This window comes from Streptomyces dengpaensis (assembly GCF_002946835.1).
Classification (GTDB): Bacteria; Actinomycetota; Actinomycetes; order Streptomycetales; family Streptomycetaceae; genus Streptomyces; species Streptomyces dengpaensis.
On record NZ_CP026652.1, the window covers coordinates 1919485 to 1945292 of the forward strand.

23 protein-coding genes and 1 pseudogene are annotated in these 25808 nt (G+C 71.0%); 7 read left to right on the forward strand and 17 right to left on the reverse strand.

Annotated features, from left to right (window positions below; genetic code table 11):
• Positions 1-5: 5 nt before the first annotated feature.
• Entirely contained in the window at positions 6-2873 is a 2868-nt protein-coding gene (locus C4B68_RS08820; protein WP_099498830.1) for a glycoside hydrolase family 2 TIM barrel-domain containing protein, read from the forward strand.
• A gap of 71 nt (positions 2874-2944) precedes the next feature.
• On the opposite strand, the gene C4B68_RS08825 is transcribed toward C4B68_RS08820, so the two are convergent.
• On the reverse strand, positions 2945-4354 hold the full coding sequence (locus C4B68_RS08825; protein ID WP_099498831.1) for an alpha/beta hydrolase family protein: 1410 nt from the start codon (positions 4352-4354) through the stop codon (positions 2945-2947).
• A gap of 429 nt (positions 4355-4783) precedes the next feature.
• On the opposite strand from C4B68_RS08825, the gene C4B68_RS08835 reads away from it, so the two are divergent.
• On the forward strand, positions 4784-5275 hold the full coding sequence (locus C4B68_RS08835) for a hypothetical protein (protein WP_099498833.1): 492 nt from the start codon (positions 4784-4786) through the stop codon (positions 5273-5275).
• 551 nt (positions 5276-5826) lie between these two features.
• On the opposite strand, the gene C4B68_RS08840 is transcribed toward C4B68_RS08835, so the two are convergent.
• The 3 genes from C4B68_RS08840 to C4B68_RS41290 all read right to left on the reverse strand — a co-directional run bounded on the left by C4B68_RS08840 (position 5827) and on the right by C4B68_RS41290 (position 8556).
• Complete coding sequence (locus C4B68_RS08840; RefSeq protein WP_099498834.1) at positions 5827-6336, reverse strand: hypothetical protein; 510 nt, start codon at positions 6334-6336, stop codon at positions 5827-5829.
• On the reverse strand, positions 6336-8042 hold the full coding sequence (locus C4B68_RS08845; protein ID WP_099498835.1) for a PHP domain-containing protein: 1707 nt from the start codon (positions 8040-8042) through the stop codon (positions 6336-6338). Before C4B68_RS08845 ends, C4B68_RS08840 begins: the two co-directional genes overlap by 1 nt.
• A gap of 139 nt (positions 8043-8181) precedes the next feature.
• The gene (locus tag C4B68_RS41290; RefSeq protein ID WP_240634683.1) at positions 8182-8556 is read right to left on the reverse strand and encodes an ATP-binding protein; all 375 of its coding nucleotides are present in this window, start codon (positions 8554-8556) and stop codon (positions 8182-8184) included.
• Between C4B68_RS41290 and C4B68_RS43100 the strand changes: the two are divergent.
• Positions 8447-8752: pseudogene (locus C4B68_RS43100) on the forward strand (TetR-like C-terminal domain-containing protein); the annotation flags it as partial. The gene C4B68_RS41290 and the pseudogene C4B68_RS43100 sit on opposite strands and share 110 nt — an antisense overlap.
• Positions 8753-8794: 42 nt before the next feature.
• On the opposite strand, the gene C4B68_RS43105 reads toward C4B68_RS43100, so the two are convergent.
• The 7 genes from C4B68_RS43105 to C4B68_RS08885 are packed head-to-tail and all read right to left on the reverse strand — an operon-like array spanning position 8795 to position 15214.
• Positions 8795-9619, reverse strand: a complete 825-nt coding sequence (locus C4B68_RS43105) for a hypothetical protein (RefSeq protein WP_099498836.1) — start codon at positions 9617-9619, stop codon at positions 8795-8797.
• Complete coding sequence (locus C4B68_RS08860) at positions 9616-10158, reverse strand: hypothetical protein (RefSeq protein ID WP_099498837.1); 543 nt, start codon at positions 10156-10158, stop codon at positions 9616-9618. Before C4B68_RS08860 ends, C4B68_RS43105 begins: the two co-directional genes overlap by 4 nt.
• A gap of 59 nt (positions 10159-10217) precedes the next feature.
• On the reverse strand, positions 10218-11600 hold the full coding sequence (locus tag C4B68_RS08865) for a hypothetical protein (RefSeq protein WP_099498838.1): 1383 nt from the start codon (positions 11598-11600) through the stop codon (positions 10218-10220).
• Positions 11597-12655: a hypothetical protein gene (locus tag C4B68_RS08870; protein ID WP_099498839.1), complete on the reverse strand. Its 1059-nt coding sequence runs from the start codon at positions 12653-12655 to the stop codon at positions 11597-11599. Before C4B68_RS08870 ends, C4B68_RS08865 begins: the two co-directional genes overlap by 4 nt.
• Positions 12652-13209, reverse strand: coding sequence for a hypothetical protein (locus C4B68_RS08875; protein WP_099498840.1), 558 nt, complete (start codon positions 13207-13209; stop codon positions 12652-12654). Before C4B68_RS08875 ends, C4B68_RS08870 begins: the two co-directional genes overlap by 4 nt.
• A complete protein-coding gene (locus C4B68_RS08880) occupies positions 13206-14309 on the reverse strand; it encodes a hypothetical protein (protein ID WP_099498841.1) in 1104 nt (367 codons plus the stop codon). Before C4B68_RS08880 ends, C4B68_RS08875 begins: the two co-directional genes overlap by 4 nt.
• Positions 14310-14353: 44 nt before the next feature.
• Positions 14354-15214, reverse strand: a complete 861-nt coding sequence (locus tag C4B68_RS08885) for a methyltransferase domain-containing protein (RefSeq protein ID WP_167459054.1) — start codon at positions 15212-15214, stop codon at positions 14354-14356.
• A 545-nt stretch (positions 15215-15759) separates the two neighbouring features.
• Between C4B68_RS08885 and mmuM the strand changes: the two genes are divergently transcribed.
• Positions 15760-16686: a homocysteine S-methyltransferase gene (mmuM, locus tag C4B68_RS08890; protein WP_099498843.1), complete on the forward strand. Its 927-nt coding sequence runs from the start codon at positions 15760-15762 to the stop codon at positions 16684-16686.
• Between the two features lie 223 nt (positions 16687-16909).
• Here the strand turns inward: mmuM and C4B68_RS08895 are convergent, their stop codons facing one another.
• The 3 genes from C4B68_RS08895 to C4B68_RS08905 all read right to left on the reverse strand — a co-directional run bounded on the left by C4B68_RS08895 (position 16910) and on the right by C4B68_RS08905 (position 19573).
• Positions 16910-18052, reverse strand: coding sequence for a DUF1152 domain-containing protein (locus tag C4B68_RS08895; RefSeq protein ID WP_257217181.1), 1143 nt, complete (start codon positions 18050-18052; stop codon positions 16910-16912).
• 124 nt (positions 18053-18176) lie between these two features.
• Positions 18177-18830 (reverse strand): ThuA domain-containing protein, encoded by a 654-nt coding sequence (locus C4B68_RS08900; RefSeq protein ID WP_099498844.1) that lies wholly within the window; start codon positions 18828-18830, stop codon positions 18177-18179.
• Between the two features lie 95 nt (positions 18831-18925).
• Positions 18926-19573: a DUF4389 domain-containing protein gene (locus C4B68_RS08905; RefSeq protein WP_099498845.1), complete on the reverse strand. Its 648-nt coding sequence runs from the start codon at positions 19571-19573 to the stop codon at positions 18926-18928.
• Positions 19574-19737: 164 nt separating this feature from the next.
• Between C4B68_RS08905 and C4B68_RS08910 the strand changes: the two genes are divergently transcribed.
• Positions 19738-20139: a VOC family protein gene (locus tag C4B68_RS08910; protein ID WP_099498846.1), complete on the forward strand. Its 402-nt coding sequence runs from the start codon at positions 19738-19740 to the stop codon at positions 20137-20139.
• Between the two features lie 32 nt (positions 20140-20171).
• Here C4B68_RS08910 and C4B68_RS08915 read toward each other — a convergent pair whose 3' ends face one another.
• The gene (locus C4B68_RS08915; RefSeq protein ID WP_099499041.1) at positions 20172-20915 is read right to left on the reverse strand and encodes a helix-turn-helix domain-containing protein; all 744 of its coding nucleotides are present in this window, start codon (positions 20913-20915) and stop codon (positions 20172-20174) included.
• A gap of 10 nt (positions 20916-20925) precedes the next feature.
• Positions 20926-21861 carry an AraC family transcriptional regulator gene (locus C4B68_RS08920; RefSeq protein WP_099498847.1) on the reverse strand — a complete coding sequence of 312 codons (936 nt, stop codon included), beginning with the start codon at positions 21859-21861 and terminating at the stop codon, positions 20926-20928.
• Positions 21862-21965: 104 nt separating this feature from the next.
• Here C4B68_RS08920 and C4B68_RS08925 point away from each other — a divergent pair, with 104 nt between their 5' ends.
• Positions 21966-22799: an NmrA family NAD(P)-binding protein gene (locus tag C4B68_RS08925; protein WP_099498848.1), complete on the forward strand. Its 834-nt coding sequence runs from the start codon at positions 21966-21968 to the stop codon at positions 22797-22799.
• A 16-nt stretch (positions 22800-22815) separates the two neighbouring features.
• Here C4B68_RS08925 and C4B68_RS08930 read toward each other — a convergent pair whose 3' ends face one another.
• Entirely contained in the window at positions 22816-23976 is a 1161-nt protein-coding gene (locus C4B68_RS08930; RefSeq protein WP_099498849.1) for a YihY/virulence factor BrkB family protein, read from the reverse strand.
• A gap of 17 nt (positions 23977-23993) precedes the next feature.
• Here C4B68_RS08930 and C4B68_RS08935 point away from each other — a divergent pair, with 17 nt between their 5' ends.
• Complete coding sequence (locus C4B68_RS08935; RefSeq protein WP_099498850.1) at positions 23994-25628, forward strand: acyl-CoA dehydrogenase family protein; 1635 nt, start codon at positions 23994-23996, stop codon at positions 25626-25628.
• Positions 25629-25808: the final 180 nt, after the last annotated feature.

Below are 25808 nucleotides of genomic sequence, written 5' to 3' on the forward strand. Positions count from 1 at the left end.
GACCGATGTCTTTCCGTACGACTACCGCCACTGACTACGTCGAGGACGTCTCACCCGGCAGCGGGGCGCTTGCACCCCGTTCCTGGTACGCGTCATCCGACGCCAAGTCCCTCTCGCTGAACGGACATTGGCGCTTCCGCCTGTCGGCGACGGCCGACGCCGAGGACGACTCCTTCGCCGCGGAGGGGTTCGACGCGGACGCCTGGACGGAGGTCTCCGTCCCCGGCCACTGGGTGCTGCAAGGTCATGGCGCACCGATCTACACCAACCAGCGCTATCCGTTCCCGGTCGATCCGCCGCGCGTGCCGACGGAGAACCCGACCGGCGACCATCTGCGGGTCTTCGACCTGCCCGGGGACTGGCCTTCGGGCGGCGGCTCGGTGCTGCGCTTCGACGGCGTCGAGTCCTGTGCCCGCGTCTGGCTGAACGGCACGGACATCGGCGAGTTCAAGGGTTCCCGGCTGCCACACGAGTTCGCGGTCGGGCATCTGCTGAAGCCGAGCGGCAATGTGCTCGCGGTCCGGGTGCACCAGTGGTCGGCGGGCTCGTATCTGGAGGACCAGGACCAGTGGTGGCTGCCGGGCATCTTCCGGGACGTCACGCTGCTGCACCGTCCGGTGGGCAGCGCGCTCGACTTCTTCGTGCACGCCTCGTACGACCACGTCGCCGAAGAGGGCACACTGCGGGTCGACTCCGACGTCGACGGCCGGGTGACCGTGCCCGCCCTGCACATCGATGTCGCGGCCGGCGAGCCGGTGACGGTTCCGGTGCGGCCGTGGACGGCCGAGACACCGCACTTGTACGACGGCGAACTGGTCACGGAGGGCGAGCGCGTCCCGTTGCGCTTCGGCTTCCGGACGGTCGAGCTGGCGGACGGCCTGATCAAGGTCAACGGCAGGGCGATCCTCTTCAAGGGCGTCAACCGCCATGAGTGGCACCCGGAGAAGGGCCGCGCCCTCGACCTGGAGACCATGCGCGAGGACGTGCTGCTGATGAAGCGGCACAACGTCAATGCCGTCCGCACCTCGCACTACCCGCCGCACCCCGCCTTCCTCGACCTGTGCGACGAGTACGGCCTGTGGGTCATCGACGAATGCGACCTGGAGACCCACGGCTTCACCGAACAGGCCTGGCGCGACAACCCCGCTGACGACGACCGCTGGACCCCGGCGCTGCTCGACCGCGCCGCCCGGATGGTCGAGCGCGACAAGAACCACCCGTCGGTCGTCGTCTGGTCCCTCGGCAACGAGGCCGGCACCGGGCGCGGGCTCACCGCCATGGCCGAGTGGATCCGCGGCCGGGACGGCTCACGGCTCATCCACTACGAGGGTGACCCCAACTGCCGTGACACGGACATGTATTCACGGATGTACGTCGACCACGCCGAGATCGAACGGATCGGCCGGGGCCTGGACGGCGGCAGCCTGAAACGCCGTCAACTTCCGTTCGTTTTCTGCGAGTACGGGCACGCCATGGGCAACGGCCCCGGTGGGCTCGCCGACTACCAGCGCCTTTTCGCGTCGTACGACCGCCTCCAGGGCGGCTTCATCTGGGAGTGGATCGACCACGGCATCAAGGACGAGCGGTACGGGTTCGCGTACGGCGGCGACTTCGGCGAGGAGCTGCACGACGGGAACTTCGTCTGCGACGGGCTGCTGTTCCCGGACCGCAAGCCGTCCCCGGGACTCGTCGAGTACACGAAGGTGATCGAGCCGGTCCGCATCGAGGGCGACGGCTCGGACGGAACCGTGCGCGTCACGAACGGCTACGACTTCGCGGATCTCTCCGCGCTGGCCTTCGCGTGGTCGTACCAGGTGGACGGCGAGACGGTGGAGGCGGGCACCCTGGCGGTGCCGTCGCTTGCGCCGGGTGAGTCGGCGGACGTGAAGCTGCCGGCGCCGCCCGTGGACGAGCGGGGCGGTGAGAGGCAGTGGACGGTACGGGCGGAGCTGGCCGAGGAGACGGCGTGGGGTCCACAGGGGCATGTGGTCGCCTGGGCGCAACTGCCCGTACGTGAAGGGGTGTCGACGCGCGTCGCCCCGTCCGGTGGCCCTGTGCCCGGGGAGCGGCTCATCACCCTCGGCCCCGCTTCCTTCGACGCCCGCACCGGCGCCCTGAAGACCATCGGCGGCGTCGACGTGACCGGTCCGCGCCTGGACGTGTGGCGGGCGCCCACCGACAACGACAACGGCGCGCACTGGCAGCCGGACGCCCGCTACGGGCTGCTGTGGCGCAAGCTCGGCCTGCACCGCATGCAACACCGGCTGGACGCCGTGGAGTTGGGCGAGGACCCACTGACGGTACGGACCCGGGTGGCGCCCGCCGCCCGGGCGGTGGGCCTGCGCACGGTGTACCGGTGGACGTCCGACGGAACGCGGCTGAAGCTGACCGTGTCCGTGGCGCCCGAGGGCGACTGGACGCTGCCGTTGCCGCGGCTCGGGATCCGGCTCGGTCTTTCGGGCTCGGCGGACCGGGTGAGGTGGTTCGGTGGTGGCCCCGGTGAGGGCTACCTGGACACCAAGTCCGCTTCCATGGTGGCCCGTTGGGAGTCCACGGTCGACGAGCTGCAGACGCCGTACGTCCTTCCGCAGGAGAACGGCGCGCGCGCCGACGTCCGCTGGGCGGAGATCGGCGGCCTGCGCGTCGAGGGTGATCCGTCCTTCTGGTTCACCGCGCGCCGCTGGACGACCGAACAACTCGACGCCGCCGAGCACCTGACGGATCTGGTGGCGGGCGACACGGTGTGGGTCAACCTCGACCACGGCCAGCACGGCATCGGCTCGCAGTCGTGCGGGCCCGGCGTACTGCCGCAGTACCAACTACGGGCCGCCCCGGCAGAGTTCTCGTTCGTCTTCTCGGAGATTCACGGCTGACACCCTCACGAGGACCGCGGCCGGCCGGCTCTCCAGTCGTCCGGCCACGGTGAGGGGCCGCGGACGCACGGTCAGCGGACCGGCAGCGTCTCCTGCAGCCAGTCGAAGACGACCTCGCAGTGCTGCTGCGGGGCCATCGGCGAGCAGTGCAGCTGCGCGCCGCTGGCCGCGGTGAGCTTCACGTAGTTCTTGGGAGACGTCAGCTTGTCGACCATCTGGCGCGGCTGCCCGGGATAGAACTGCTCGGCGTCGTAGTCCAGGACCAGCGTGGGCACCTTGATGCGCCCCACGACGTCAGTGATGTCGAGCGACTCGATGAGCTTGGCCGGGGTGTAGAAGTCCGTGAACATCCCGCCGTCCCGGGCGGCGAGCATCGCCGCCGCGGAGAACGGCTCGAACCGCTTCTTCATCGTCGCGGCATCGGTCGCGGACAGCTGAGGGACGACCTCCTTGTTCCAGACGTTGTTCGTCTCCTCCTTGTCCGGGGTGAGGATCTCCCGGATCTCCGGAGGGAAACCCCGCCAGGGCGACAGCACCCCGGGCATCGCCACCAGAGCGGCGATCCTGTTCTCGAAGGCCGCGGCCCGCGGCGCGAGGTCTCCCCCCATACTCAGCCCGGTCAGGGCGATCCTGCCGGTGTCCACGTCGGAACGGGCGACCAGCCAGTCGACGAGCGGAGTCACCACCGTCTCCCAACGCGGCGTGAAGACCACGCGGTCCACGAAGAGCAGCTGCCCCTGGCCCGGTCCGTCGTACACGAGGGCGTTCCAGCCGCGCTCCAGGGCGGCCGCGACGCCGTAGGTCCACATGTCGACGTTCTGTCCGTCGCTGCCGTTGGTGAGGATCACGGTGGGGCGTCGCGTGTTGGAGTCGTCCGGCCGGAAGAACCAGACCGGCAGCGGCGTCTTCTGGTACGGCACGTTCGCCGTCACCGGGGCCGGGTCGGACAGCTTGCAGAACGTGTCCCAGGCGCCTCGCCCGGCCTTGTACAGCTCCTCCTCGTTGCCGGGGTTGTCGGAGCCGAGGACGAAGAACAGCGCCTGGCCGTAGTACTGCGCCGCCCTCAGCGCACGGAAGCGCGTGGTCCCCGTCCCGGGCCTGCCGCCCTCGGGCGCCTTCATCAGCCGGTCACCCAGCTTCCTGAAGGTCTCGACGTACGTTTGCGCGGAGAGCCCGGCCTCGTTGATCGTGTTCACCGCGGTGAGCACCTCGCCCACTTCGGCGGCGCCCTGGCCGGACGCGCCGAGGGCGAGAAGTCCGTTGAAGTTGTACGCCGGGTCCTTGAAGAGGGTCATCACCCCGGGCGTGGCACCGCCCGCGGCGCCGGTGGCCGACGCCGTGGGACTGGTGCTGGGCCGTCGTACGGAGGTTGTGTCCATAGGCGTACAGCCGGCTGCCAGCAAGGACCCGGCCCCGCCGACGAGCCCGCTGAGCGCCGCGCGCCGGGTGGGGCCGGCGGCGCCCTTCGATCTGTTCGTCATGCCAGCAGACCGTAGGAGCCCCGCCCCATGTCTCGCCCTGACCACACCGGCCATTACCCCGAACAGCCCGCTTGCCACCCAGCGCGTCGGACCGGGGCGCGGCCCGGCCACGTCTCCGGCCGCCACCTCCTATGAGCCACCGGGCGGGGGCGGCGGCAATCGCGATTCCGCGTCCCCTCGCCGCCGGACCGCCACCTCCGCCCATACGGTCTTGCCGACGGGGAGACGCGGTTCCACACACCAGCGGTCCGCCAGGGCGTCGACCAGAACCAACCCCCGGACAGATGCATCGTCATCTGGAGGAACCTGAAAAGAGGTCGGCCGGTAGACCGGTGACCGTCGGCGCGCCCGCGTCGACTGCCGATGGTGACGCCAACGACTTTCGGGAAGCATGCCTGTGTTCTCAAGGCGTCGTTCGGGGGCAGACAGATGAATGCAGACACGATTACGGCCGCTTCAGCGACAGTCATAGCGCTCGGCTCGCTGTGGGTCAGCTACACCCAGACAAGATCCTCTCGGCTGCACAACCGCCAGTCGGTCAGACCCTTGCTGGTGATGCGCCGCATCAAAGGATGGGGAGAAGCCAAGATAGGCCTTCAGGTCATCAACGCGGGCCTCGGGCCGGCCATCGTGACACACACAGTGGTACGACTGGATGGGCAGGATATCGGCCAGTGGGACCGTCACGGTCACCACCGCGTCACGGAATCACTGCCGGTGTGGCCCATGGTGTACTCCCTGCGTCCGGGTGCCGTCGTCCTCGCAGGCCAATCCACTTTCCTGTTGCACTTCGACGAGGAGTTCAGAGAGAGCGAGCATCGCGAATTCTGGGATCTGATCACCCGGCGGCTAGTGATCGAGATTCACTACGAGTCCCTCTACGGTGGCGAGAACTTCAAGGCTTCGCCGCCCCAATACTGAGGGATGAGAAGCTGGCCGCCCTGCTTCGAGGTCAAGTTCGAAGACCCCGTATGCCCGTTCCGGGAGGGCCTGGGCGAATCAGGAATTCTGACGCACGTGCTTCACAGCAACACTCCACGGTTCCCGTGGACGGCCCACCCGAGCCGCGAATCCGCGCCACGCACGCGCGCCCCACCGCCGACGCGTCGATGTCGGCGCGGAACGCGTCCATGTCCGCGGCGGTCACCGCGAGAGGTGCGAGGATCGAGGACGCGGCCGTCTGCAACTGCCCCACGGTGGCTCGGCGTACGTGTAAGGCACCTAACTCACCTAACGCCGCCGCCCCGTCACTCATGAGGCTGCCCCCTCACCCTCCGCGCGTCTCATCTCCGTGGACGTAAACGACAGTTGCCTGGTTCCGTGACGCTAATCGGCGACATCGCGGGCGGGAATCGGAGACTCGACCGGGCGTCGCAGGCGTAGCTTCGGTACACGGGGGAGCGGATGTCGGCTGGAACCGTCACCACAGTTCCAGCCGACGCCCTCAACTACCCGCTGTCGCCCTCAGGTCCTCAGTGGTCCGCGCAGCACGGCGTCGGGTCCGGCACCTCGAACGGGACCAGCGTCCCGCCCGCCGCGGGCATGGCGGTCAGCACGAGTGCGCCGTCCTGCCACTGAGGTCGCACATGATCCTGCGTCACGAGGCGTGCGTCGGAGGCGGATTGGCCCGCCGTGCCCAGGATCGTCACACGGTCGATCGCGGAGCGGGCGAGCACCTCCGCGACGGTCAGGGTGCCCGTGAGCGACGAGACGCCCGGGTAGAGCACGGCGCGCCCTACGGCGTCCGGGGCTCCCTCCGTGACGTCGTACCCGTGGACGGTGAGCCGCTCCCAGGCGGTGCGTGGGAGCGGCTCCGAGGGGAGCGTGAAGGACAGTGCGACGTGCGGCCGTTCGCCACGCACCAGGTGTGTGCATCCGAACGTGCCCTCGGGGAGGGCGAGTTCAGCCGCCAGCGTCTGGAGGAGGTGATCGGCCGCGCGCAGGTTCGCGCTCCCTGCGTCCACCGTGACCACGTACGGCATCACGCGGGCAGGACCCACACGGGGTTGGAGTAGAACCACAGGTCACGCCACGGGTCCGCGTCTCCGACGACGTCGATGGCCGGGCCCGCCGGGTCGACCGCCGAGCCCATCAGGCCGACGGCGGAGCGGTTGCCGTCGGTGCCGCGCAGACGGACGTACACCGGGCGGTCGACCGCACCGAGGTCGTACGTGAGGCGCACCGTGCCGGTCGACTTGTTCACCTCGTACGACCGGACGACCTTCGCCGTGGGAGCGGCCATCGTGTCCCGGTCCGAGGCCGCGCCCGTCACGTCACCCTGGATGACGTCGACACGCGCCACCTTCGGTACGAAGCCTGCCCAGTTGGGGCCGCCCGCCAGCCCCAGGTCCACCGTCAGCGTGACCCGCGTGCCCTTCTTCACGTGCAGCGCCCCGCCGAGCGTGGCCCAGCGGCCGCCGCCCGCCACCCGGGCGTCGAGACCGCTGATGAGCTGCCCGTGGTCGACCCACACGCGCCCGGCGCGGATGCCGTCCATCACGGCCGCGTACGAGAATCCGTCGGCGCCGACGTGCGTACGGCTGTACTGGCCGGGCCAGTAGTCGCCCTGCGCGAGGTCGACCTTGCCGCCGTAGACCGGGTCGGTGTGCTTGCCGTTGGCGGTGAAGTCGGTGTCCGGGCCACCGCGTACGGCGGTGTCCGTGTACACCTGGTGGGAGTCGGAATTGGCGGTGATCCACCAGGGCTTGCCCTCGGCGAGGAGGCTGTCCCACAGGCCGCCGACGGTGGCGGTCATCCAGTCGAAGCCGCCCCAGGTGCGGTAGCTCTCCAGCGGGTAACCGGCGAAGGAGTTGGCGCTCGGGTTGTTGTCGTAGATGCCACGGGCCCGGCCCATGCCGAGCGGCGCGGCGATGCCGGCCGCCTGGTGGCCCGGTGCGCCTTCGAAGCCGACGGCTATCTGGCGGCTCGCGCCGTTCGCGTCACGCCAGCCGCGGATCTCGTGCGGCGAGTCGACACCGCGCCGCGCCGGGTGGTTGGCGAGCATCAGGGCGTCCTTGACCTTGCGCCGTTCGACCTGCTCGCCAAGGAAGGCGAGCCCCGCGATGGCCAGCGCCTCGTTGGCGGGCGTCGAGTCGGAGGCGCCCTTCACGCTGCCGTCGTAGTCGGTCTCGAACTGCTTGAGGACGGAGACCTCGTTCTTGCCGGGGTGGACGAAGACCGTGCCGTGCTCGGCGGCCGGGATGTTCCACTCCAGGCCCTGGAAGACGAGCGTGTCCTCGTACGCCGCCCGGGCCTCCTGGATGTCCGGGTTGACCTTCTCCACACCGATCTTGGCGTGCGTGGTGCTTCCGTGGTCGGTGATGACCATCCAGTCCATGCCGTGCCGTGCGCCCTGGCGGACCTGGTCGCCGACGCGGTACTTGCCGTCGCTGCTGTACTGGGTGTGGATGTGGTGGTCACCGGCCAGCCAGAGGAAGCCGTTCGTCCTGCGGCCGCCGCTCGTGGTCGCGTATGCCGGGGCGGCGGCCCCCTGCGCGAGGACGCTGCCGGCAGCCAGGCCCGCGCCGAGCAGACCCGCGCGACGCAGCAGCGAACGGCGCGACTGCTGGTCGGGGGTCAGCTCCTCGTCCGGCACGGACGTGTCGAAGGCGGCGGGCAGCGGGGCACCCGAGTCGCCGTGGTGGTGATGATGGTGATGCCCATCCTCGTGTCCGTGCGTGTGCCCCATGACCGCCTCCTGAGTCCCGCGCCGCCCCTTCGGGCGCGTGTCAGGAGGAGATTCGATGCGAAACATGAACACTGAACGGCCTCTGCGAGATCAGCGGGCGGCCCGGACGGGGCCAACTGGCCTCGCTCACCCAACTCCCTCACGCGCCTGCCCGTTGCACCCGGATTTCCGCCCAGACGACCTTGTACGGCGCGCCCGGCCGAGGCTCGACTCCCCACCGCTCGGCGACCGCCGCGACGAGCAGCAGCCCCCGCCCGCCCTCGCCCTCGCCCTCGTCGGTCGGCTCCCGCAGTACGGGCAGCCGGTCCGTCCGCCCGTCGGCCACCTCCACGCGTACGACGCCGTCGCGCAGCACCAGCCGTACGCGGAAGTCACGCCCGCGCACGTGCCCGTACCGCACCGCGTTGGCGACCGCCGTGGCGGGACGGGCGGGCAAGGAGGCGCTGGTCGCGTTCGCGGACGCGTATCGCGCGTACGCGCTGGAGCGGCCGGGACGGTATCGCGCCACGCACACACAGCCCGACCCCGCCCTCGTCGCCGAGTCGAGCACGTACCGGCGCACCACCGAGGTCACGTACGGCATGCTCCGCGCGTACGGGCTGTCCGAGCCCGACCTCACCGACGCCGTACGCCTGCTGCGCTGCACCTTCCACGGCTACTGCACCCTCGAAGCCATCGGCGGATTCGGCGCCCCCCGCGACGTACAGGCGGGCCGAACACTTCGGCGCCTGCCGAAGTGTTCGGCCGCCGATTCACCGGACGAGCCCCGTCGCGTAGGGCAGCGCCCAGAGCAGCGGATACGTCCCCAGGAAGCTCCAGATGAACGAGGGCAGTCCCATGACGAGGGCTATCGACAGGTGGAAGAGGATGCCGGAGGCGATCAGTACGACGAGGGCCGGGGCGGTGAGTGCGGTGAGGGCGAACAGGACCGGTGCGCCCAGCTCGAAGGCGATGGTCGCCCAGCAGGCCGCCGCGGAAATGAGCGGCACCGACAGCAGCTCCCGGGCGCCCCGTACTCCGTATCCCTGGGTGCGGACGATCAGGGCGACGGCCCTGCCCGAACGCCAGGTGGGAGAGGCCGCCTTGGCGACCCCGGCCACGATGTAGGACAGCAACAGCTGCGCCACCACGAAGCTCACGGCGGCCAGGCGGACGCGTTCGTCGTCCGTGAGGGAGTAGACGAACAGCCCCGCCCACAACACGGTCTGCATCTGGTCGGCGCCGTCCATGCCCACCAGGAAGCGGAGGTGCAGCATCAGATGGACGGTGAGGACGAAGAGTCCGCAGGCCGCCGCGAGGGGGGCGGCCGTGGTGATCGCCAGCGGATATCCGACCGCCGCCACGGCGTGCGCCGCGACCAGCAGGGGCACGGTCCGCCGCGAACCGAACACCGCGCGGAAGACGGCACGGGTTCGTGGCCGGTGCGCGAGGATGTAGTAACGCGTCTCGATGAGCGGCCAGTTGAACGCGCGGTCCAGCACGAACCGTCTGCCGGCCAGCAGTTCACCCGTCTCGATGACCATCCCCGTCGCGGCCAGGGCCGAGGACAGTACCACCGCCGACTCAAGGCCGTTCACGGTTCGTCCTGTTCATGGAAGGCCGACAGGAGGTAGATGTCGGGCTCGCCGAACGCGGCCGGGCCACGGGTGCGGGCCACGGCGAACTGCCGGTGTGTGGTCTCCGGCAGCGCGGGCTCGGAGGTCACGAGGTTGAGGGCGTAGAGGTACGGGAAGCTCAGTACCCGGCTGGGGTGCACGGTGTGGCCGTGCTCGGTGGCGCGGCTGTCCCAGTCGAAGCGCGTGAGGTCGTGGGCGACGTCGCTGAGGGCCTTGCTCACCCGCCGGTGAGGGAGCCACAGGTGAAGGACGTGGCGCCGGCGTTCGATCACGACTTCGTGCCACGGCCCCACGTTTCCGTGCCGGTCCAGGTCCCGGTAGAGGAGATGCAGGTCGGTGTCGCCCGGGTTCGGCGCGAAGAAGGTCCAGATGGGTACGAGGCCGAGAATGTCGTAGCCCACGATGGACCTGATGGGGCGGCGGGTGCGGTCGGCCTGGTTGAGGACGGTCAGGGCGAGCCACAGGGAGAACACCGTGGCGACGATGAGCAGCACAGTCATGGGACGGTCCCTTTCCTCCACCGTGGATCACTGGTGCTCCACCATGTGGGTCGCTGGTGCTACGGCATCCCGATCCGGACGAACTCACTGCGCAGGCGCAGCAGGGTCTTGGCCGAGGCGGTGGGTTCCAGGGCGTCGAAGTCGATGTCCGCCAAGCGGCGCTGGAACGCGTCCCTGTCGAACGGCATTCCGCGTGCCTCGTCGAAGATGCGGACCTCGTGCCGCGGCTCCTCCGTGTAAATGAGCCCACGCTGTTCCTGGATCAGCCGCCCCTGGCGTTCCCGCTCCTGTTCCCGGCGCTGGCGCTGCCGTTCCTGCTCCTGCTGCTGACGCTGCCGATCGCGTTCCTGCTGGTGCTGTTGGTTGATCCGCTCGTTCTCCTGTTGGTGTCGTTGCCGCTGCTGCTCCTGCTCCCGTTGCTGATCGGCCTGCTGCTGTTGCTGCTCCTGCTGATGCCGGTCCTGTTGCGCCTGCCGCTCGCGTGCGTCCATGACCCGCTGGTTCTCCTGGTCCTGCTGCTGGCGCAGTTGGTCGCGCTCACGCTGCTGGCGCTGCTGGATGTCCTGGTTCTCCTGGTCCTGGCGTTGCTCGATCTGCTGTTGTTCGCGGTCCTGCCGGTGGTCGACCGTCTCGCGCTCACGCGCCTGCGCGTTGTCGATGTCCTGCCGTTCGCGCCGCTGCCGGTCGTCGATCTCGCGCTGCCGCTGCTGTTTCTGATCCTGCTGGTCCTGGCCCTTGTCCCGGTTGAAGAGCCAGTCGAAGATCCGTTGGGCGATTTGGTCCAGGCCCGCGTTGCCGATTCTGCGCAGGGTGTAGGTCACCGCGGGCCATGCGAGAACGGGTGACTGGACATGGAGCTGACTGACATGGCCGGGTACGCGCTCCAGCACGGCCCGTTCCAGGTCGGACAAGGCGGGGTGGACGAGCATGACGGTCACGGAGGGCATCGGCTGGTCCACGTCCAGGACGTGTTCGACGCAGCGGAAGGCGGCCGGGTCGAGCGTTCCGCCGTTCCAGAGCGTCCTGGCCACCGAAGCGTCGACACCGGGCAGCAGGGCGACACCCCGCACCAGCGTGGTGCCGTCGTACGTGAGGTCCAGCAGCGACGGCAGGTCCTCGATCCGCGACACCGCTCCGGGCGCCTCCGGGTACAGCGTGCGGGCGAACTGGGCGGAGAAGGTCTCCAGCAGCGACCGGAGTTGACCGAGGTCGGCGTGGGCCATGTCGGGCACCTGGTCCGCCAGGGGGGAGCCGGGCAGTCCGACGACGGTGGTGATCGTTCCTTCGACCAGGGCCGAGAGGTCCGACCGGCCGGGCTCGACGTGCACGATGACCGGTTCGAGGAGCCGTGCCGAGCGGTCCCGCATCGCGCGGGCGAGCGCCACGTCGACATCGTCCGGCCGAGCCGGACTGCGGTCGTGGGGGAATGCGCGATCGTTCATGTCCTCTCCTCAACAGGCAGGGGCGGGGTCGGCCGTTGGCGGCCGGGGATGCGTGGGGCCGGGCGGAGGGGTCGTACGCGGGTGGGGCTCCGGTGCTTCGGCGTGCCGCGTCGTGTGACGTCAGCGGAGGACAGCGCGCGATGCCCCAGCCAGAACCAGAGCCCGCACAGCCCAGCCGCCAAAGGCAGGACGAGAAACAGCAGTTGGCCCGCATGCGCGTATGCCGTGGCACGGAGCTCGGGTATGGCGAGCGCGGCGGGGTAGAGCGCGGGAAACGCCCACAGGAAGGTGTTCAGCCCCATCAGCCGCGCGCAGCCCACATGGAACAGCAGGCCGCACGCGAGGAATGGCGGAATCAGCACTCCGGGCAGGAACCAGATTGCGCCGAGGGCGAGTTCGCCGAGGATGACCGTCCAGGCCAGCAGGGAAGCCGCCAAGGAGTGCCGCGCCAAGATCCGGGCGAGCCGGGGATCACCGTAGATCGTCGTGCGCAGGATGCCGACGACGGCGTAACCACTGCGCCAGGTGGCGGACTGCGCCTTCGACAGACCCGCCGTGGCGTAGCCGATCGTCAGCTGGAGGGAGAGGAAGGCCAGACACGCGGTCGCCGCGACCCGGCTGCCGGGTTGGTAGCCGATCGCCGCGGCCACCAGCACGATCACGATCAGCTCGTCGGCCCCGTCGCTGGACCAGCGGTCCCGGGTCATCTCCGCGACGTGCAGGACGGCCACGCACAGGGCCACCGGCCACAGCCGGGGCCATACGAAGAGGGCCGCGGACAAGACGCTCTGCGCCCACAGGAGCAGCTGGTAACGCGGGTGGACGAAGCAGTGGTTCGCCAGCACCGCCGGGAACGAGCGGCGTACATAGCGCGGCACGAGACGCAGGATCTCCCAGTCCAGCCATCCGCCAGGGGCGAGTTGGCGCCGCGAGGTGAGCAGTTCCGCGCACGAGACCAGGGAGGCCCCGGCCGCGAGCCGGACCACGAGGTCGAGCGTGCCCAGTGCGCCCAGCGCGTCCAGAGGAGCGGGCGTCGCCACCCATGCGTACGTCACGACTCCTCCTCTGCTGGGTCCAGCCGGTGCACCGCCGAGACGAAGACCTCCCGTCGGACCGCGTACGTCCCGCGGGTCCGCACCTCCAGGCAGCGGAACTGCGCGGCGACCGCCTCAGGGTGTGGCCGGTTCTCGACCGCGCGCAGGATGAGGATGTACGGGGTGGAGAGCAGCACGCTCGCGCGGGCGCGCCCCGCCGGGGCGGACGTGCGGTGCGCGGATTCCAGGTACACGGCGAGCAACTGGCCGACGGCGACGAAGAACGCCTTCTTCTCGCGGCGGTTCGGGTTCCAGAACATGTGCCACCAGCGCCGGGACTCGGTGACCGGGAAAGGGCGCCAAGGGCCCGGCCTCATGCCGGGCAGGAAGTCGCGGTACTCCAACTCGTAGTCCCGCATGATGGGTTCGGGCGCGAAGAAGTTGTAGCGCGGCAGCAGGGAGAAGAGGTCGGCGGCCCGGACGACCTGGAATCCGGCGCGGCGCACCTGGGCGAGCAGGGTGGCGGACAGCCACGTCCCGAAGACGACGAGGACCACCGCGTCGCCCGCGCTCACCGGTCCTCCTCTTCCCGGCGCGCTTCCCTGCGCAGAGCCTCCTGGTTCCGGGCTTCCCGGTTCAGGGCCTCGCGCCGCAGGGCAGCCAGAGTCTCGGCGGACGGCGCCGGCTCGTCCGTATCGGACAGCGCGGACTCGGTCCGTCCCTCGTCCTCGCTCTCGTCCTCGCCGTCGCCCGCGTTCTCGTCCTCGCCCTCGGACAGACCCCGGGAGTCGATGCTCGGGCCCTCCCAGCGCAGGCTTCGAGGGTGCGGCCCCGGGCCCCCTGCCCCTTGGCCGTCGCCGTCGCCGTCAACGTCTCCGTTGCCGTCGGCTCCGTCGTCCCCCTCGACTCCCCGCTCTCCGCGCACACCGAGGTGGCCGCGGACACCGAAGACGCCGAGGACCGCACGTACGCCCTCGACCCCGAGAACGGCGCGTACGCCCACGACGCCCCGTACGCCTTCCACGCCACGGATTCCGCGAGCGCCCCCCTCCACGCCCTGAATCGCCTCGTCTCCCACCACTCCGCGCACGCCCCGTATCCCCAGGACTCCGCGCTCCCCACGCACCCCGCCCACGCCGCGCGCCCCGCTCACCCCGTCGATACCGCGGACTCCGCCCACGCCTAGTACCGCGCGTACGCCTTCGACCCCGCGAACGGCGCGTATGCCCAGGATTCCTCGCACTCCCTCGATGCCGAGTACGGCTCCGGCACCGCGGATCCCGCGCACACCCCGTACGTCGATACCGTCGACGCCATCGTCCCCCGTCACGCCACTGATCCCGGTGACCCCACCGACGCCGCGCAGGGCTCCCGCACCGCGGATCCCGCGCACACCCCGTACGTCGATACCGTCGGCGCCATCGTCCCCCGTCACGCCACTGATCCCGGTAACCCCACCGACGCCGCGTACGGCTCCGGCACCCCGGATCCCCCGCACGCCTTCGACATCAATGCCGTCATCCCCGGTGACGCCCCTGATCCCCGCGATTCCGCCGACGCCGCGCACGGCTCCCGCACCCCGGATCCCGCGCACACCTTCCACGTCGATGCCATCGCCCAGGGCCGCGAAGCCACGGTCGCTGTCGCTGTCGCTGTCCGGTTCCCGATCGGTCATGCGGCGCTCCTTCGGCATCGCCGTACGGCGTTGTGCGCAGTGCGCTACCAGCGGGCGGAGCGGGAGTCGTGGTGCTCTGCCCCGCCCCCTGCGACCGATACGGACCAACTGCCCTCGCACCAGCCGGGTCTGAACAGTTCGAGTTCCAGCTGCACGTCGATGGAACAGCCGCGCTCGATGGGTACGGGGCGGGTCAGCGGGAACACGCAACGCCCCCAGTGCGTACGGGAGTTGGGCGCGTTGTCCACCCGCGTCCCCGGCGCCAAGGTGGCCGAGAACCACGCGGCGCAGCAGTTCATGTATCCCGTTTGGTTCGCCCGGAAGGATGTCGACGCCTTGAACGGGCCTTCGGCGTCCGCCCGGTCGTGACGCGCCGCGTCGATCGTCCACACGGGCACGCCAGCCGCCCGCAGATCGTGCGCCCGGACGTGGTGGCTGCCCCGGAAGAACTCCTCAGCCGTGAACTCCGCGACCGCGCCGAGGTCGAGCCCGTACGGCCAGCCGGAGAAGAAATGCACCTCCCGGTTAAGGGCTTCGTCCCAGGCCGGTGCGAGCATGACCTCGACCGACGCGGGCACCATCGCTCCCCCTGGCTTCAGCCAACGGTCCCGGGCCAGCAGCACGGGAGCCAGCATGTGCTCGTCGACAGCGGCGCCCCCCATCCATTCGGACACGATCACATCCACGGTCTCCGGCAGATCGGCCGCCTCGACATCGCATTCGAGGACGTCGATGCGGTCCGCCGCACCGTTGGCCTCGATCAACGTCCGTGCCATGGCCGCGATGCGGGTGCGCTCGACCGCGTAGACCCGCCGCGCTCCCGCCTCCACGGCGAAGAGGCTCAGTATCCCTGTCCCCGCCCCCACATCCAGGACCGTGTCTCCCGGACGTACGACGCTGCGCATCGCCTGCCGAAATGCCTCGCAGCGATCAACGTCGAGCAAAAGGGGCCGATGAGCCAATATCCCCCCATAACCGCCCATCCATCCGTCCCCTCAGGAACGCCGTATTCCGCATAAAGATCACCATTTGGGCATTATAGGCGGCAGTTGAGCACATGGGGAGAGCAGACCGAGGAACCGGCCCAGGAGGACCGCGGTGTCGTCGGGCCACCGCCAGACGCCGTCCTCCTGACTGCGCAGAGTCTCCGTATCGCGTCCCCCAGTTTCTCCTCGCACGCTTCCGCGCCCCGCGCACCGTCAGCCAGGACACCGGCGGCGCGGCGCAGCGCCAGCACGGCACGGGCCGTGTGCACCGCCGACTTGGCAGGCCCGTTCAGATGCTCGCTCCACTAGGTCAGCGGGCCCGACTCGTGGTCCTCCCGGTGCGCGACGCCTCGGGCTCATGGCCGATCTGCGGTGCGGTTCCGGTCGCGTACCCGGGGAGCGGCCGGTTCCGGTCGCGTACCCGGGGCCCCCGGTTCCTCCCCCGTATCGACTAGCGTCATGGCATGAAGAGCAACGCCTCCCTCACCCTCGCCGAAGCCCTCTCCGCTGGTGCGGTCGTCCTCGACGGGGGTATGTCCAACCAGCTCGAATCGGCCGGGCACGACCTGAGTGACGAGTTGTGGTCGGCGCGGCTGCTTGCGGAGCGGCCCGAGGCGATTGTCGAGGCGCATCTCGGCTACTTCGAGGCGGGCGCCGATGTGGCGATCACGGCCAGCTATCAGGCGACCTTCGGGGGCTTCGCCCGGCGCGGGATCTCGCACAAGGAGGCGGCCGGGCTGCTCGCGCTCAGCGTCGAGCTGGCGCGCGAGGCCGCTCGGCGCGCGCACGCGAAGGGTGTCGCGCGGCCGCTGTGGGTGGCCGCGTCGGCCGGACCGTACGGGGCGATGCTCGCGGACGGGTCGGAGTACCGGGGGCGGTACGGGCTGAGCGTCGAGGAGCTGGAGCGGTTCCACCGGCCGCGCCTGGAGGTGCTGGCCGCCGCCGCGCCCGACGTGCTGGCCCTGGAGACCGTGCCGGACGCCGACGAGGCGCGGGCACTGCTGCGGGCCGTACGCGGCCTCGGCGTCCCGGCGTGGCTGTCGTACAGCGTCGCCGGCGACCGTACGCGGGCCGGGCAGCCCCTGGAAGAGGCGTTCGCCCTGGCCGCCGGTGCGGAGGAGATCATCGCCGTCGGCGTGAACTGCTGCGCCCCGCAGGACGTGGACGGCGCGATCGCGACCGCCGCGCGCGTGACCGGGAAGCCGGTCGTGGTCTACCCGAACAGCGGCGAGACGTGGGACGCCCGGGCCCGCACCTGGACCGGCCGCTCCACCTTCACGAACGAGCAGGTCAGGGGCTGGCAGCGGGCGGGAGCCCGACTCGTCGGCGGGTGCTGCCGGGTGGGGCCCGAGGCGATCGCCGGGATCGCGGAGACGCTGAGGTCCGCGTAGCCGGTCGTCCACGCCGGGAGCGCCGGCACACGATCTCGGCCACCGCCGTCACAACCACCCGCCGTCACGACCGATGGCCGCCCGCCGTCACAACCGACGGCCAGCCCCGTCACGACCACCCGCCGTCACAACCGACGGCCAGCCCCGTCACGACCACCCGCCGTCACAACCGACGGCCAACCCCGTCACGACCACCCGCCGTCACAACCGACGGCCAGCCCCGTCACGGCCAACGGCCAGCCCCGTCACGACCACCCGCCGTCACGGCCGACGGCCGGCACGCGATGCGCCACAGTGGCGCCGCGTACTGCTCCGGGCGGCTGCTGAGCAGGAGGGCCCTGAGGTCCTGGCGGTGTCCGCCGTCGAGGCCGAGAGCCTCGGTGATCCTGCGGAAGGTCGTGTGCGTGATGCCGCGGCCGCGGGCTTCCGCCTCGAACTGGTCGAGTTGGCGGAACGTGCCCTCTGGATCGAGCTGCCGTTCCGGCCGGGAGCTGAGCCAACTGGCCTTGTCGCGCTCGTAGTCGATCTCGGAGTAGCCGCAGATGTCGCGGCTGTGCTGTTCCGCCTCGGCAAGGTTCTCCGTCTCGAGGAGGGCTCGGGCCAGCTCGTTGCGGTCGAGGGCGTCGTCGAGGTCCGCTTCGTGGACGGTGGGGCCTTCGTCGGTGAGGGGCACCGGCGGGCCGGCTTCTCTGACTTCGCAACTACCGCGGACACCTCGGGCGGTGGCCGCCAGCATCGCCGCTGCCTCGGAGGGGTGCCATTCCAGTACCGAGCGGACCGGCTCGACGTGCTCGGCCCTGAAGGTCAGAAGCGTCGGGCCCATGCGGTCGGCCAGATCCTCGGCCGGGATCTCGCCGTCCAGGCCGGGACCGGCGACCAGGAGGCGTACGGGTGCGTTGGCCTGGCAGCACGCGGCCAGCGTCAGGGCGTCGGCCAGCGGACTCCGGAGCGTGGGTTCGTCGCCCCTGGCGAGGATGTCGCCGCCGACGTCCAGGAGGTCGATGGACTCGGGGGCCAGGTGCTCGATGAGCTCTTCGAGTTGGCGCGTGATGCCCTCGGCGCCGTGCAGCGGATCGATGAGCGCGACGGTGTGGGGCAGCTCGCCCGCCAAGCGGGGGAGCGTCGAGCCCGCCGGGGCAACTGGCTTCGCGTCGGCCGGGACGGTCCAGACGCTGTGCGTGAGGGGGCGCAGGCCCGTGAAGTGGGCGGGTCCCCGTGGTCCTGGCACCGCATCGACCAGCAGACGGTCCCACGCGTACGTGAGGATCACCGCGGGACGTCCGCCACCTCCGTAGAGGGCTGCGTCGAGCATTGCGGCGGCGACCGCGTCGCCCCCTCCTCCTGCTGCCACGATCAAGCGCGTCACCCGTGTCACAGTACGTCCTTTGCGTACAGGTTTCGCCGATAGCCACTGGCCGGCTCTCCTGCCCGTGGGGTTGGCAGGCCCCGCAGCGGGCGCGGCCCAAGGCTTTGAGAGGTCCGCCAAGTCTTCAGAGGACGGCCGCCCAGGTAATACCGCCGAGCAGATGCGCCCGGAAGTCCGGATCCTCGTACGCCTCCGACGCGTGTCCGAGGGCCGTGTAGAACACCCGGCCCCTCCCCTGCTCGCGGCACCACGCGAGCGGATGGTCGTCACCCATCCCGCCGCCCTCGTACGAGGATTCGTCGGCGGAGGCGAGGACGCGCACCGAAGCGCGCGGGCTGGCGCGGAAGTCGTACCACTCGTCCGTGAACTCCCATAGCGGGGGCAGGTGTTGGGTGGCCCGGTGGCCGTGGTCCTCCACCACAGCCGTGCCGGGCTGCAGGTCCGGGTGCCGGTCGAAGCGCGCGCCGAGCAGTTCGCCGTAATAGGGCCAGTCGTACTCGGTGCAGGCGGCGGCGTGCACACCGGCGAACCCGCCGCCCTCCTCGACGTACGCGGCGAGGCGGGTGCGCCCCTCGGGGGTCAGCACCTCACCGCTCGTGGAGAGGAAGACGACCGCCGCGTACGGGTCGAGGGGCGCCTCGAACGCGCCTGGATCCTCGGTGGCGTCGACGCCGAAACCGTGCGCCGCCCCGAGGGAGCGTACGGCGGCGACGGCGTCCGGGATGGAGTCGTGCCGGTAGCCGGTGGTGCGGGTGTACACGAGAACGCGGAAAGGCATGGCCCTGAGCCTATTTCCGCGACGGGGTCAGCCCGGACGAGCCGACGGGACCGGCCCTTTCGGATCGGCATCGGACAGCGGATTGCCGGCGCGCCTCAGGGTTCGCGCGGCCCCTGATCCAGGCGGTACGGCGGATACACGTCCGTCAGGAGCGCCGCGTACGCCATGACGCGGGCCGTCCAGCGGTGCAGGCCGATGTTGAGGTCGTACATGCCGCGCGGATAGCGGCCGGTGAAGAGCAGCGAGACGCCCGCGTAGAAGGCCAGCAGGCCCGCGAGGCCGCCGGCGAAGCGGACGCCGCCGCCGAGGAAGGCGGCCACCAGCAGCTGCGGCAGCACCAGGAGCCACCACTTGACGAGGACAAGGCCTCGGGAGAGCCGTTCGGGGTGGACGATCTCCAGGTGGGCCGGGTAGCCGGGCACGTCCGCGAGGGTGAAGGGCGGATAGCGGTCCGTGCCGAGCGTTCCGTACGCGTAGTACGCCACGCGCCAACTCCAGCGCATCACACCGACGTTGAAGCCGAACAGGGCGCGGGGGTAGGCGCCGGTGATCAGGATCGCGAAGAAGGCGATCACGGTGACGATCAGGAAAGCGGCCCAGAGGATGACGAGGATGACGTAGTGCGGGAGGGCCAGCAGCCACTTGACCAGCCACAGCCAACGGGACAGGCCGGGGTCGTACTCCGCTTCCAGGGTGACCGGACTCTTGGGGTAGTCGCTCAGCGCGGTGGTCACGGTGACCATGCGGTTCCTCTCTTCCCGCGGGCACGGAATGAAGGCACCCGCTTTCGCCCGAATGCGCCCTTTCTTTCCGTGTACTGCCGGGACGCGGGCCCCGCAAGGCGGAGGGCCGGGACCGTGTCCGATTCGTTCAAGACCCGCCGCCCCGGTCTGCCTACCGTGACCGCATGACTCCACGATTCGATGTGATCGGCCTCGCCGTCTCCGACATGGCCGCCTCGCTCGCCTTCTACCGCCGCCTCGGGCTCGTCTTCCCCGAGGGCACCGGGGACCAGCCGCATGTCGAGGCCGAGCTGCCCGGCGGACTGCGGCTGGCGCTCGACACGGAGGAGACGATCCGGTCGTTCCACGCCGGGTGGCGGCCTCCGACGGGCGGCGGCCGGATGTCGCTCGCCTTCCTCTGCGAGAGTCCGGCGGAGGTCGACTCCGTGTACGAGGAACTGGTCGGCGCCGGGCATCACGGCGAGCTCAAGCCGTGGGACGCCTTCTGGGGCATGCGGTACGCGGTCGTGCACGACCCGGACGGCAACGGCGTCGACCTGTTCGCGCGGCTGCCCCAGGCCCAGTAGTCCGCGGCTGCCCCAGACCCCGCAGTCCGCCGCTATCCCAGACCCAGCAGTTCCCGCACCGGCATCCCCGCCAACTCCCTTACGTCCCGCGCCAGGTGGGCCTGGTCCGCGAACCCGGCGCGGGCCGCGGTCTCCGCCAGCGGCACCCCGCCCCGGGCGAGCGAGAGGGCCCGCTGCAGCCGCAGCACCCGGGCCAGCGTCTTCGGCCCGTAGCCGAACGCGGCCAGCGACCGGCGGTGCAACTGCCGTGCACCGAGGCCCAGTTCGTCCGCTGTCGCGGCTACCGGGCGGCCCGCGTCCAGGGCCGCCACGACCTTCCGGAGCAGCGGATCGGGGGGCTCCGCGTCGGCCGCCCGTTCCAGCGCGAGCTCTTCGAGCGCGCTCACCGGGTCGGCTGCGGCGGCAATACGCCCGGCCAGGCGGCGTACCTGCGCGGCGGTCCACAGGTCGGCCAACTCCACGCGCCGGTCGCGCAGTTCGTACGCGGGGACGCCCAGGAACGCAGGCGCCGTACCGGGGTAGAAGCGGACGCCCGCCCAGTGGCCCGGCGGGCCCTCCGGGATGTGCGCTCGGGTGTCGGGCCCGGCGACCAGGAGCCGGCCCTCGTGCCACAGCAGGTCCATGCAGCCGTCGGGGAGGACCGGTGCGGCCGAGGACCCGGCCGTCCCACGGGACCACACCACCGCGCCCGGCAGCCGGGACGCCCGCTCCGCATAGCCGGACGCCTCCGTGAGACGATCGGCGGCCCCGTACGCCGCGTACGCCCTGTCAGCCACGTGCGCCACGCTACGCCGCCCGCGTCCGGTGCTCCTGCGGGCTGACCCCGTACACCCGCTTGAAGGCGCTGGACAGCGCGAACGCGCTGCCGTAGCCGACCTGACGGGCGATCGAGTCGAGGGTGTCGTCCGTCTCGCGCAGCCGGTCGGCGGCCAGGGCCAGCCGCCAGCCGGTCAGATACGTCATCGGGGGCTCGCCCACGAGTTCGCCGAAGCGCCGGGCCAGCGCGGCCCGCGAGACGCCGGCCTTGGCGGCGAGTGCCGCCACCGTCCAGGGGTGTGCCGGGTCGCCCTGCAGAAGCCGCAGCACCTGGCCCACGACGGGGTCCGCGAGAGCCTGGTACCAGGCGGGCGCCTCGGCCTCGGGGCGCGAGAACCAGGCCCGCAGCGCGGCGATCATCAGCAGGTCGAGCAGCCGGTCCAGGACGACCTCCTGGCCCGGCTCGTCGCGCACCATCTCCTCGACGAGGATCGGCGTCAGCGGGCACTGCCACACGTCGGAGGTGAGCGACAGCAGCGGCGGCAGGGCGTCCAGCAGCCTGCCGTTGATCTCGCCCTTCATCATGTACGTCCCGATCAGCAGCACCGTGGAGCCGTCGAGCCGGTCCCCCCAGGTGCGTACGCCGAGATCCCAGTGGCCCTTCAGGGAGCGCCCGTCGGGGTAGGCGCACGCGCCGCCCGGAAGGATCACCGCCTGTGGCGGGGTCTTCGGGTCGTCGGCGCACAGGTACGGGTCGGGGCCGCGCGCGATGGCCAGGTCAGCCGTCCGCAGCCGCACGGGTTCGCCCCTGTTCGGTACCGCCCAGGCGTCGCCGCGGACCACCAGCATGATCGTCAGGGGGGCGCGGTCCTCGACGCGGATGCACCACGGCGGGTCGAAGCACGCACGGATCATGAAGGCGCCACGCGCGCGTGGACCCTCCAGCAGGCCTGCGAGTGCGTCCATGGCGCCAGCGTAGACGCGGGCGGCGGGGGCCCGTAGACGTCCGCTTATGGGAATGAGCCGTTCAGCGATGGTCGCGTCCGGCGGGCGGCAGTTGACTGACGGGCATGGCAGAGAACACGCGGAACATGACGGTGTTGGTGACAGGGGCCACGGGGCGCACCGGCCGCCGGGTTGCGGAGGCCGCGCGGGCGGCCGGTCTCACGGTTCGGGCGGCGTCCCGCTCCCAGGGCTTCGACTGGGACGACCGCTCGACCTGGGCGGACGCCCTGCGCGGCGCGGACGCGGCGTATCTGGTGCACCCCACGGACGTCGGCTCCCCGGCGGCCACGGAGGCGGTCGGCGCGCTCGCGCGGGAGGCGGTCGGACTCGGCGTACCGCGGCTCGTGCTGCTGTCGTCGCGGGGCGAGGAGCGGGCCCGCCCGACCGAGGAGGCGCTCAAGGCGCCGGGCGCCGACTGGACGGTCGTACGGGCCGCGTGGTTCGCGCAGAACTTCAGCGAGGGCCCGCTGGTGGACGGGCTGCGGCACGGGGAACTGGTCTTCCCGGCCGGTGAGGTGCGCGAGCCGTTCATCGACGCACGGGACATCGCCGACGTGGTGGTGGCCGTGCTGACGTCGGGCGACCGGTACGCCGGCCAGGAGCTCGCCGTCTCGGGGTCCCGTCCGCTGACCTTCCGCGAGGCGGTCGCGGAGATCGCGGCGGCGACGGGCAGCGAGCTCACGTACACACCGGTGACGGCGCGCCAGTACGGCGACCGTCTCGCCGGGTTCGGGGTGCCGCCCGAAGAGGCCGAGTTCCTCGTCGACCTCTTCGAGAGCCTCCTCGACGGCCGCAACTCCTACCTCTCCGACGGCGTCCAGCAGATCCTGGGCCGCGAGCCGCGCGACTACGGGGATTTCGTACGGGAGGCCGCGGCGGCCGGGGTGTGGAAGGCGTAACCCGCCGCAGGCCCGGTCACTTCTCCGCGGGGTGGTCGTCCTCGTGCTTGTGGGCGTGATGCGTGCTCTTCACATGCGTACGGAGCCGGGACGTCACGTCCTCCGGGGGCAGGAAGCGCGACCAGCGCTCCGGGAACTCGGAGGGCATGTCGGGGTCATCGGGCTCGGCGTCGTACGAGCGGTGCGCGGCGGCGCGGGCGACGTACTCGGCGACCTGGGCCTCGCGCAGCCGCTCGTTGGCGGCGCGGGCCGCGGCGGTGGCGGCGGCCGGCCAGACCCGGTCGATGGCGGCGTTGACGGCGGCGCCGACCAGGACCGCGAACGCGGACACGCCGATCCACAGCAGGACGGCGACGGGCGCGGCGAGCGAGCCGTAGATCGTGGGGCCCTCGACGGTGTTGGTCAGGTAGATGCGGAGCAGGAAGCTGCCGAGCACCCACATGCCGAGGGCCACCAGGGCGCCCGGCACGTCCTCGACCCAGGGGGAGCGCACCGGCACGGACACGTGGTAGAGCGTCGTGAGGAAGACGATCGACAGGACGATGACGACAGGCCAGTACAGGACCTGCACGACGGTCGTCGACCAGGGCAGGATGTTCACCACCGCGTCCGGCCCCGCCACCATCAGCGGCAGGGCGATCGAACCGATCAGCAGGGCCACGAGGAAGAGCAGGAACGACATCACCCGGGTCTTCACGATCCCGCGGGCGCCGTCGAGGCCGTACATCACGGTGATGGTGTCGATGAAGACGTTCACCGCGCGGGAGCCCGACCACAGGGCGAACAGGAAACCCAGGGAGATGATGTCGGGGCGGCCTCCCTTCATCACGTCGTGGAGGATCGGCTCGGCGATCTGGTGCACGCCCCGCTCGGTCAGGACCGTGCGGGACGCCTCCAGGATGTTGGTCTCCAGACTGGCGATCGTGTCGGCGCCGGTCCAGTCGTCGACGTAGCCGAGCAGCCCGATCATGCTGAGCAGCAGCGGCGGCACGGACAGGAGCGTGAAGAAGGCGGCCTCGGCCGCGAGCCCCAGGATCCGGTACTCCATGCACGAGTTGACGGTGTCCTTGAGGAGCAGCCAGGCGGTCCTGCGCTTCGATACGTTCCGGTACAGCGCGCGAGCGCGGTGGAAGCGGCCCGAGGGAGGCCGTTCAGGTGTTTCTTTTGCCTGGTGCACGTCCTTACCGTATCCGTATGTCAGCCAGCACCCACACAGTGACCAACCAGGCTCCGCCCCTGGTCGGATATGACGTATTCGCCGCCGACCGGGCCCTCTCCGAGGCGGTCGAGCGGCATCTTGATCCGGCGCTCCTCGACGAGGCGCGCGAGGAGCTGTCGGCACTCGGGCGCACGTCCGGCTCCGCGCAGGTGCAGGAGTGGGGGGTGCTGGCCAACGAGAACCCGCCGAAGCTGCGCACCCACGACCGCTACGGCAACCGGATCGACGAGGTCGAGTTCCATCCGGCCTGGCACCGGCTGCTCGGCAAGGGCGTCTCTGCGGGGCTGACCTCGGCCTGGTCGCGGCCCGGCGGGCATCTCCGGCGCGCGGCGGCGTTCGTGCTCTGGACGCAGGTCGAGGCCGGAAACGGCTGCCCGCTGTCGATGACCCACGCGGCGGTGCCCGCCCTGCGCACCGACCCGGCGCTCGCCGCCGAGTGGGAGCCGCGGCTGACCTCCACCGTCTACGACCAGGGGCTGCGGCCCGCCGCCGAGAAGGCCGGCGTGCTCTTCGGGATGGGCATGACGGAGAAGCAGGGCGGCAGCGACGTACGGGCCAATACGACTCAGGCGCGGCCGCTCGCCGAGGACGGGACGTACGAGCTGACCGGCCACAAGTGGTTCTGCTCGGCGCCGATGTCGGACGGTTTCCTCGTGCTCGCGCAGGCCCCGGGCGGACTGACGTGCTTCCTGGTGCCGCGCGTGCTGGCGGACGGCACGCGCAATGTGTTCCGCATCCAGCGGCTCAAGGACAAGCTCGGCAACAGGTCCAACGCGTCCAGCGAGGTCGAGTTCGACGGGACCTGGGCGCGCCGGGTCGGTGACGAGGGGCGCGGGGTGCGGACCATCATCGAGATGGTCGCCGCGACCCGGCTGGACTGTGTGCTCGGCTCGGCCTCGCTGATGCGGCAGGCCATCGCCCAGGCCGTCCACCACTGCACCTACCGTGAGGCGTTCGGCGGCAGGCTCATCGACAAGCCGCTGATGAGGAATGTCCTGGCGGATCTGGCGCTCGAGTCCGAGGCCGCGACGACGCTCGCCATGCGGCTGGCCGCCGCGTACGACGACGGGGGCGAGCAGGAGCGGGCGTTCCTGCGGCTCGCGGTGCCTGCCGCCAAGTACTGGGTGACCAAGCGGTGTACGCCGGTCGCGGTGGAGGCGCTGGAGTGCCTGGGCGGCAACGGGTACGTCGAGGAGTCCGGGATGCCCCGGCTGCTGCGCGAGTCGCCGCTCAACTCCATCTGGGAGGGCGCGGGCAACGTCCAGGCGCTGGACGTGCTGCGCGCGTTGCAACGGGAGCCGGGCGCCCTCGACGCGTATCTGCGGGAGGTGGGCCGGGCCCGGGGTGCCGACCACCGCCTGGACGGGGCCATCAAGAACCTGCTGGCCGAACTCGCCGACCTGGACGGCATCGAGGGGCGCGCCCGCCGTCTCGTCGAGCGGATCGCGACGGTGCTCCAGGGGTCGCTGCTCGTCCGGTACGCGCCGCCGGAGGTCGCCGACGCGTTCTGCGCCTCACGTCTGGGCGGCGACTGGGGTTCGGCCTTCGGCACGCTGCCGCACAGCCTGGATCTGGCCACGGTGGTGGAGCGGGCGCGGCCGGTGTCGTGAGGGAGCCGCCGGTGTCGCGAGGAGGCGGACCGCTTCGTAGGGCGGCGGCCGGTGCCGTGGGGTGGCGGACCGCTTCGTAGGGCGGCGGCCGGTGCCGTGGGGTGGCGGACCGCTTCGTAGGGCGGCCGCCGGTGTCGTGAGGAGGCGGCAAGGCTGATGCGGGGGTGGTGCTGCGCCGAC

Coding starts and splice junctions, on each gene's coding strand:
- C4B68_RS08820 (WP_099498830.1), top strand. CDS start 6: ATGTCTTTCCGTACGACTACCGCCACTGACTACGTCGAGGACGTCTCA.
- C4B68_RS08825 (WP_099498831.1), bottom strand. CDS start 4,354: ATGACGAACAGATCGAAGGGCGCCGCCGGCCCCACCCGGCGCGCGGCG.
- C4B68_RS08835 (WP_099498833.1), top strand. CDS start 4,784: ATGAATGCAGACACGATTACGGCCGCTTCAGCGACAGTCATAGCGCTC.
- C4B68_RS08840 (WP_099498834.1), bottom strand. CDS start 6,336: ATGCCGTACGTGGTCACGGTGGACGCAGGGAGCGCGAACCTGCGCGCG.
- C4B68_RS08845 (WP_099498835.1), bottom strand. CDS start 8,042: ATGGGGCACACGCACGGACACGAGGATGGGCATCACCATCATCACCAC.
- C4B68_RS08860 (WP_099498837.1), bottom strand. CDS start 10,158: ATGACTGTGCTGCTCATCGTCGCCACGGTGTTCTCCCTGTGGCTCGCC.
- C4B68_RS08865 (WP_099498838.1), bottom strand. CDS start 11,600: ATGAACGATCGCGCATTCCCCCACGACCGCAGTCCGGCTCGGCCGGAC.
- C4B68_RS08880 (WP_099498841.1), bottom strand. CDS start 14,309: ATGACCGATCGGGAACCGGACAGCGACAGCGACAGCGACCGTGGCTTC.
- C4B68_RS08885 (WP_167459054.1), bottom strand. CDS start 15,214: ATGCGCAGCGTCGTACGTCCGGGAGACACGGTCCTGGATGTGGGGGCG.
- mmuM (WP_099498843.1), top strand. CDS start 15,760: ATGAAGAGCAACGCCTCCCTCACCCTCGCCGAAGCCCTCTCCGCTGGT.
- C4B68_RS08900 (WP_099498844.1), bottom strand. CDS start 18,830: ATGCCTTTCCGCGTTCTCGTGTACACCCGCACCACCGGCTACCGGCAC.
- C4B68_RS08905 (WP_099498845.1), bottom strand. CDS start 19,573: ATGGTCACCGTGACCACCGCGCTGAGCGACTACCCCAAGAGTCCGGTC.
- C4B68_RS08910 (WP_099498846.1), top strand. CDS start 19,738: ATGACTCCACGATTCGATGTGATCGGCCTCGCCGTCTCCGACATGGCC.
- C4B68_RS08920 (WP_099498847.1), bottom strand. CDS start 21,861: ATGGACGCACTCGCAGGCCTGCTGGAGGGTCCACGCGCGCGTGGCGCC.
- C4B68_RS08925 (WP_099498848.1), top strand. CDS start 21,966: ATGGCAGAGAACACGCGGAACATGACGGTGTTGGTGACAGGGGCCACG.
- C4B68_RS08935 (WP_099498850.1), top strand. CDS start 23,994: ATGTCAGCCAGCACCCACACAGTGACCAACCAGGCTCCGCCCCTGGTC.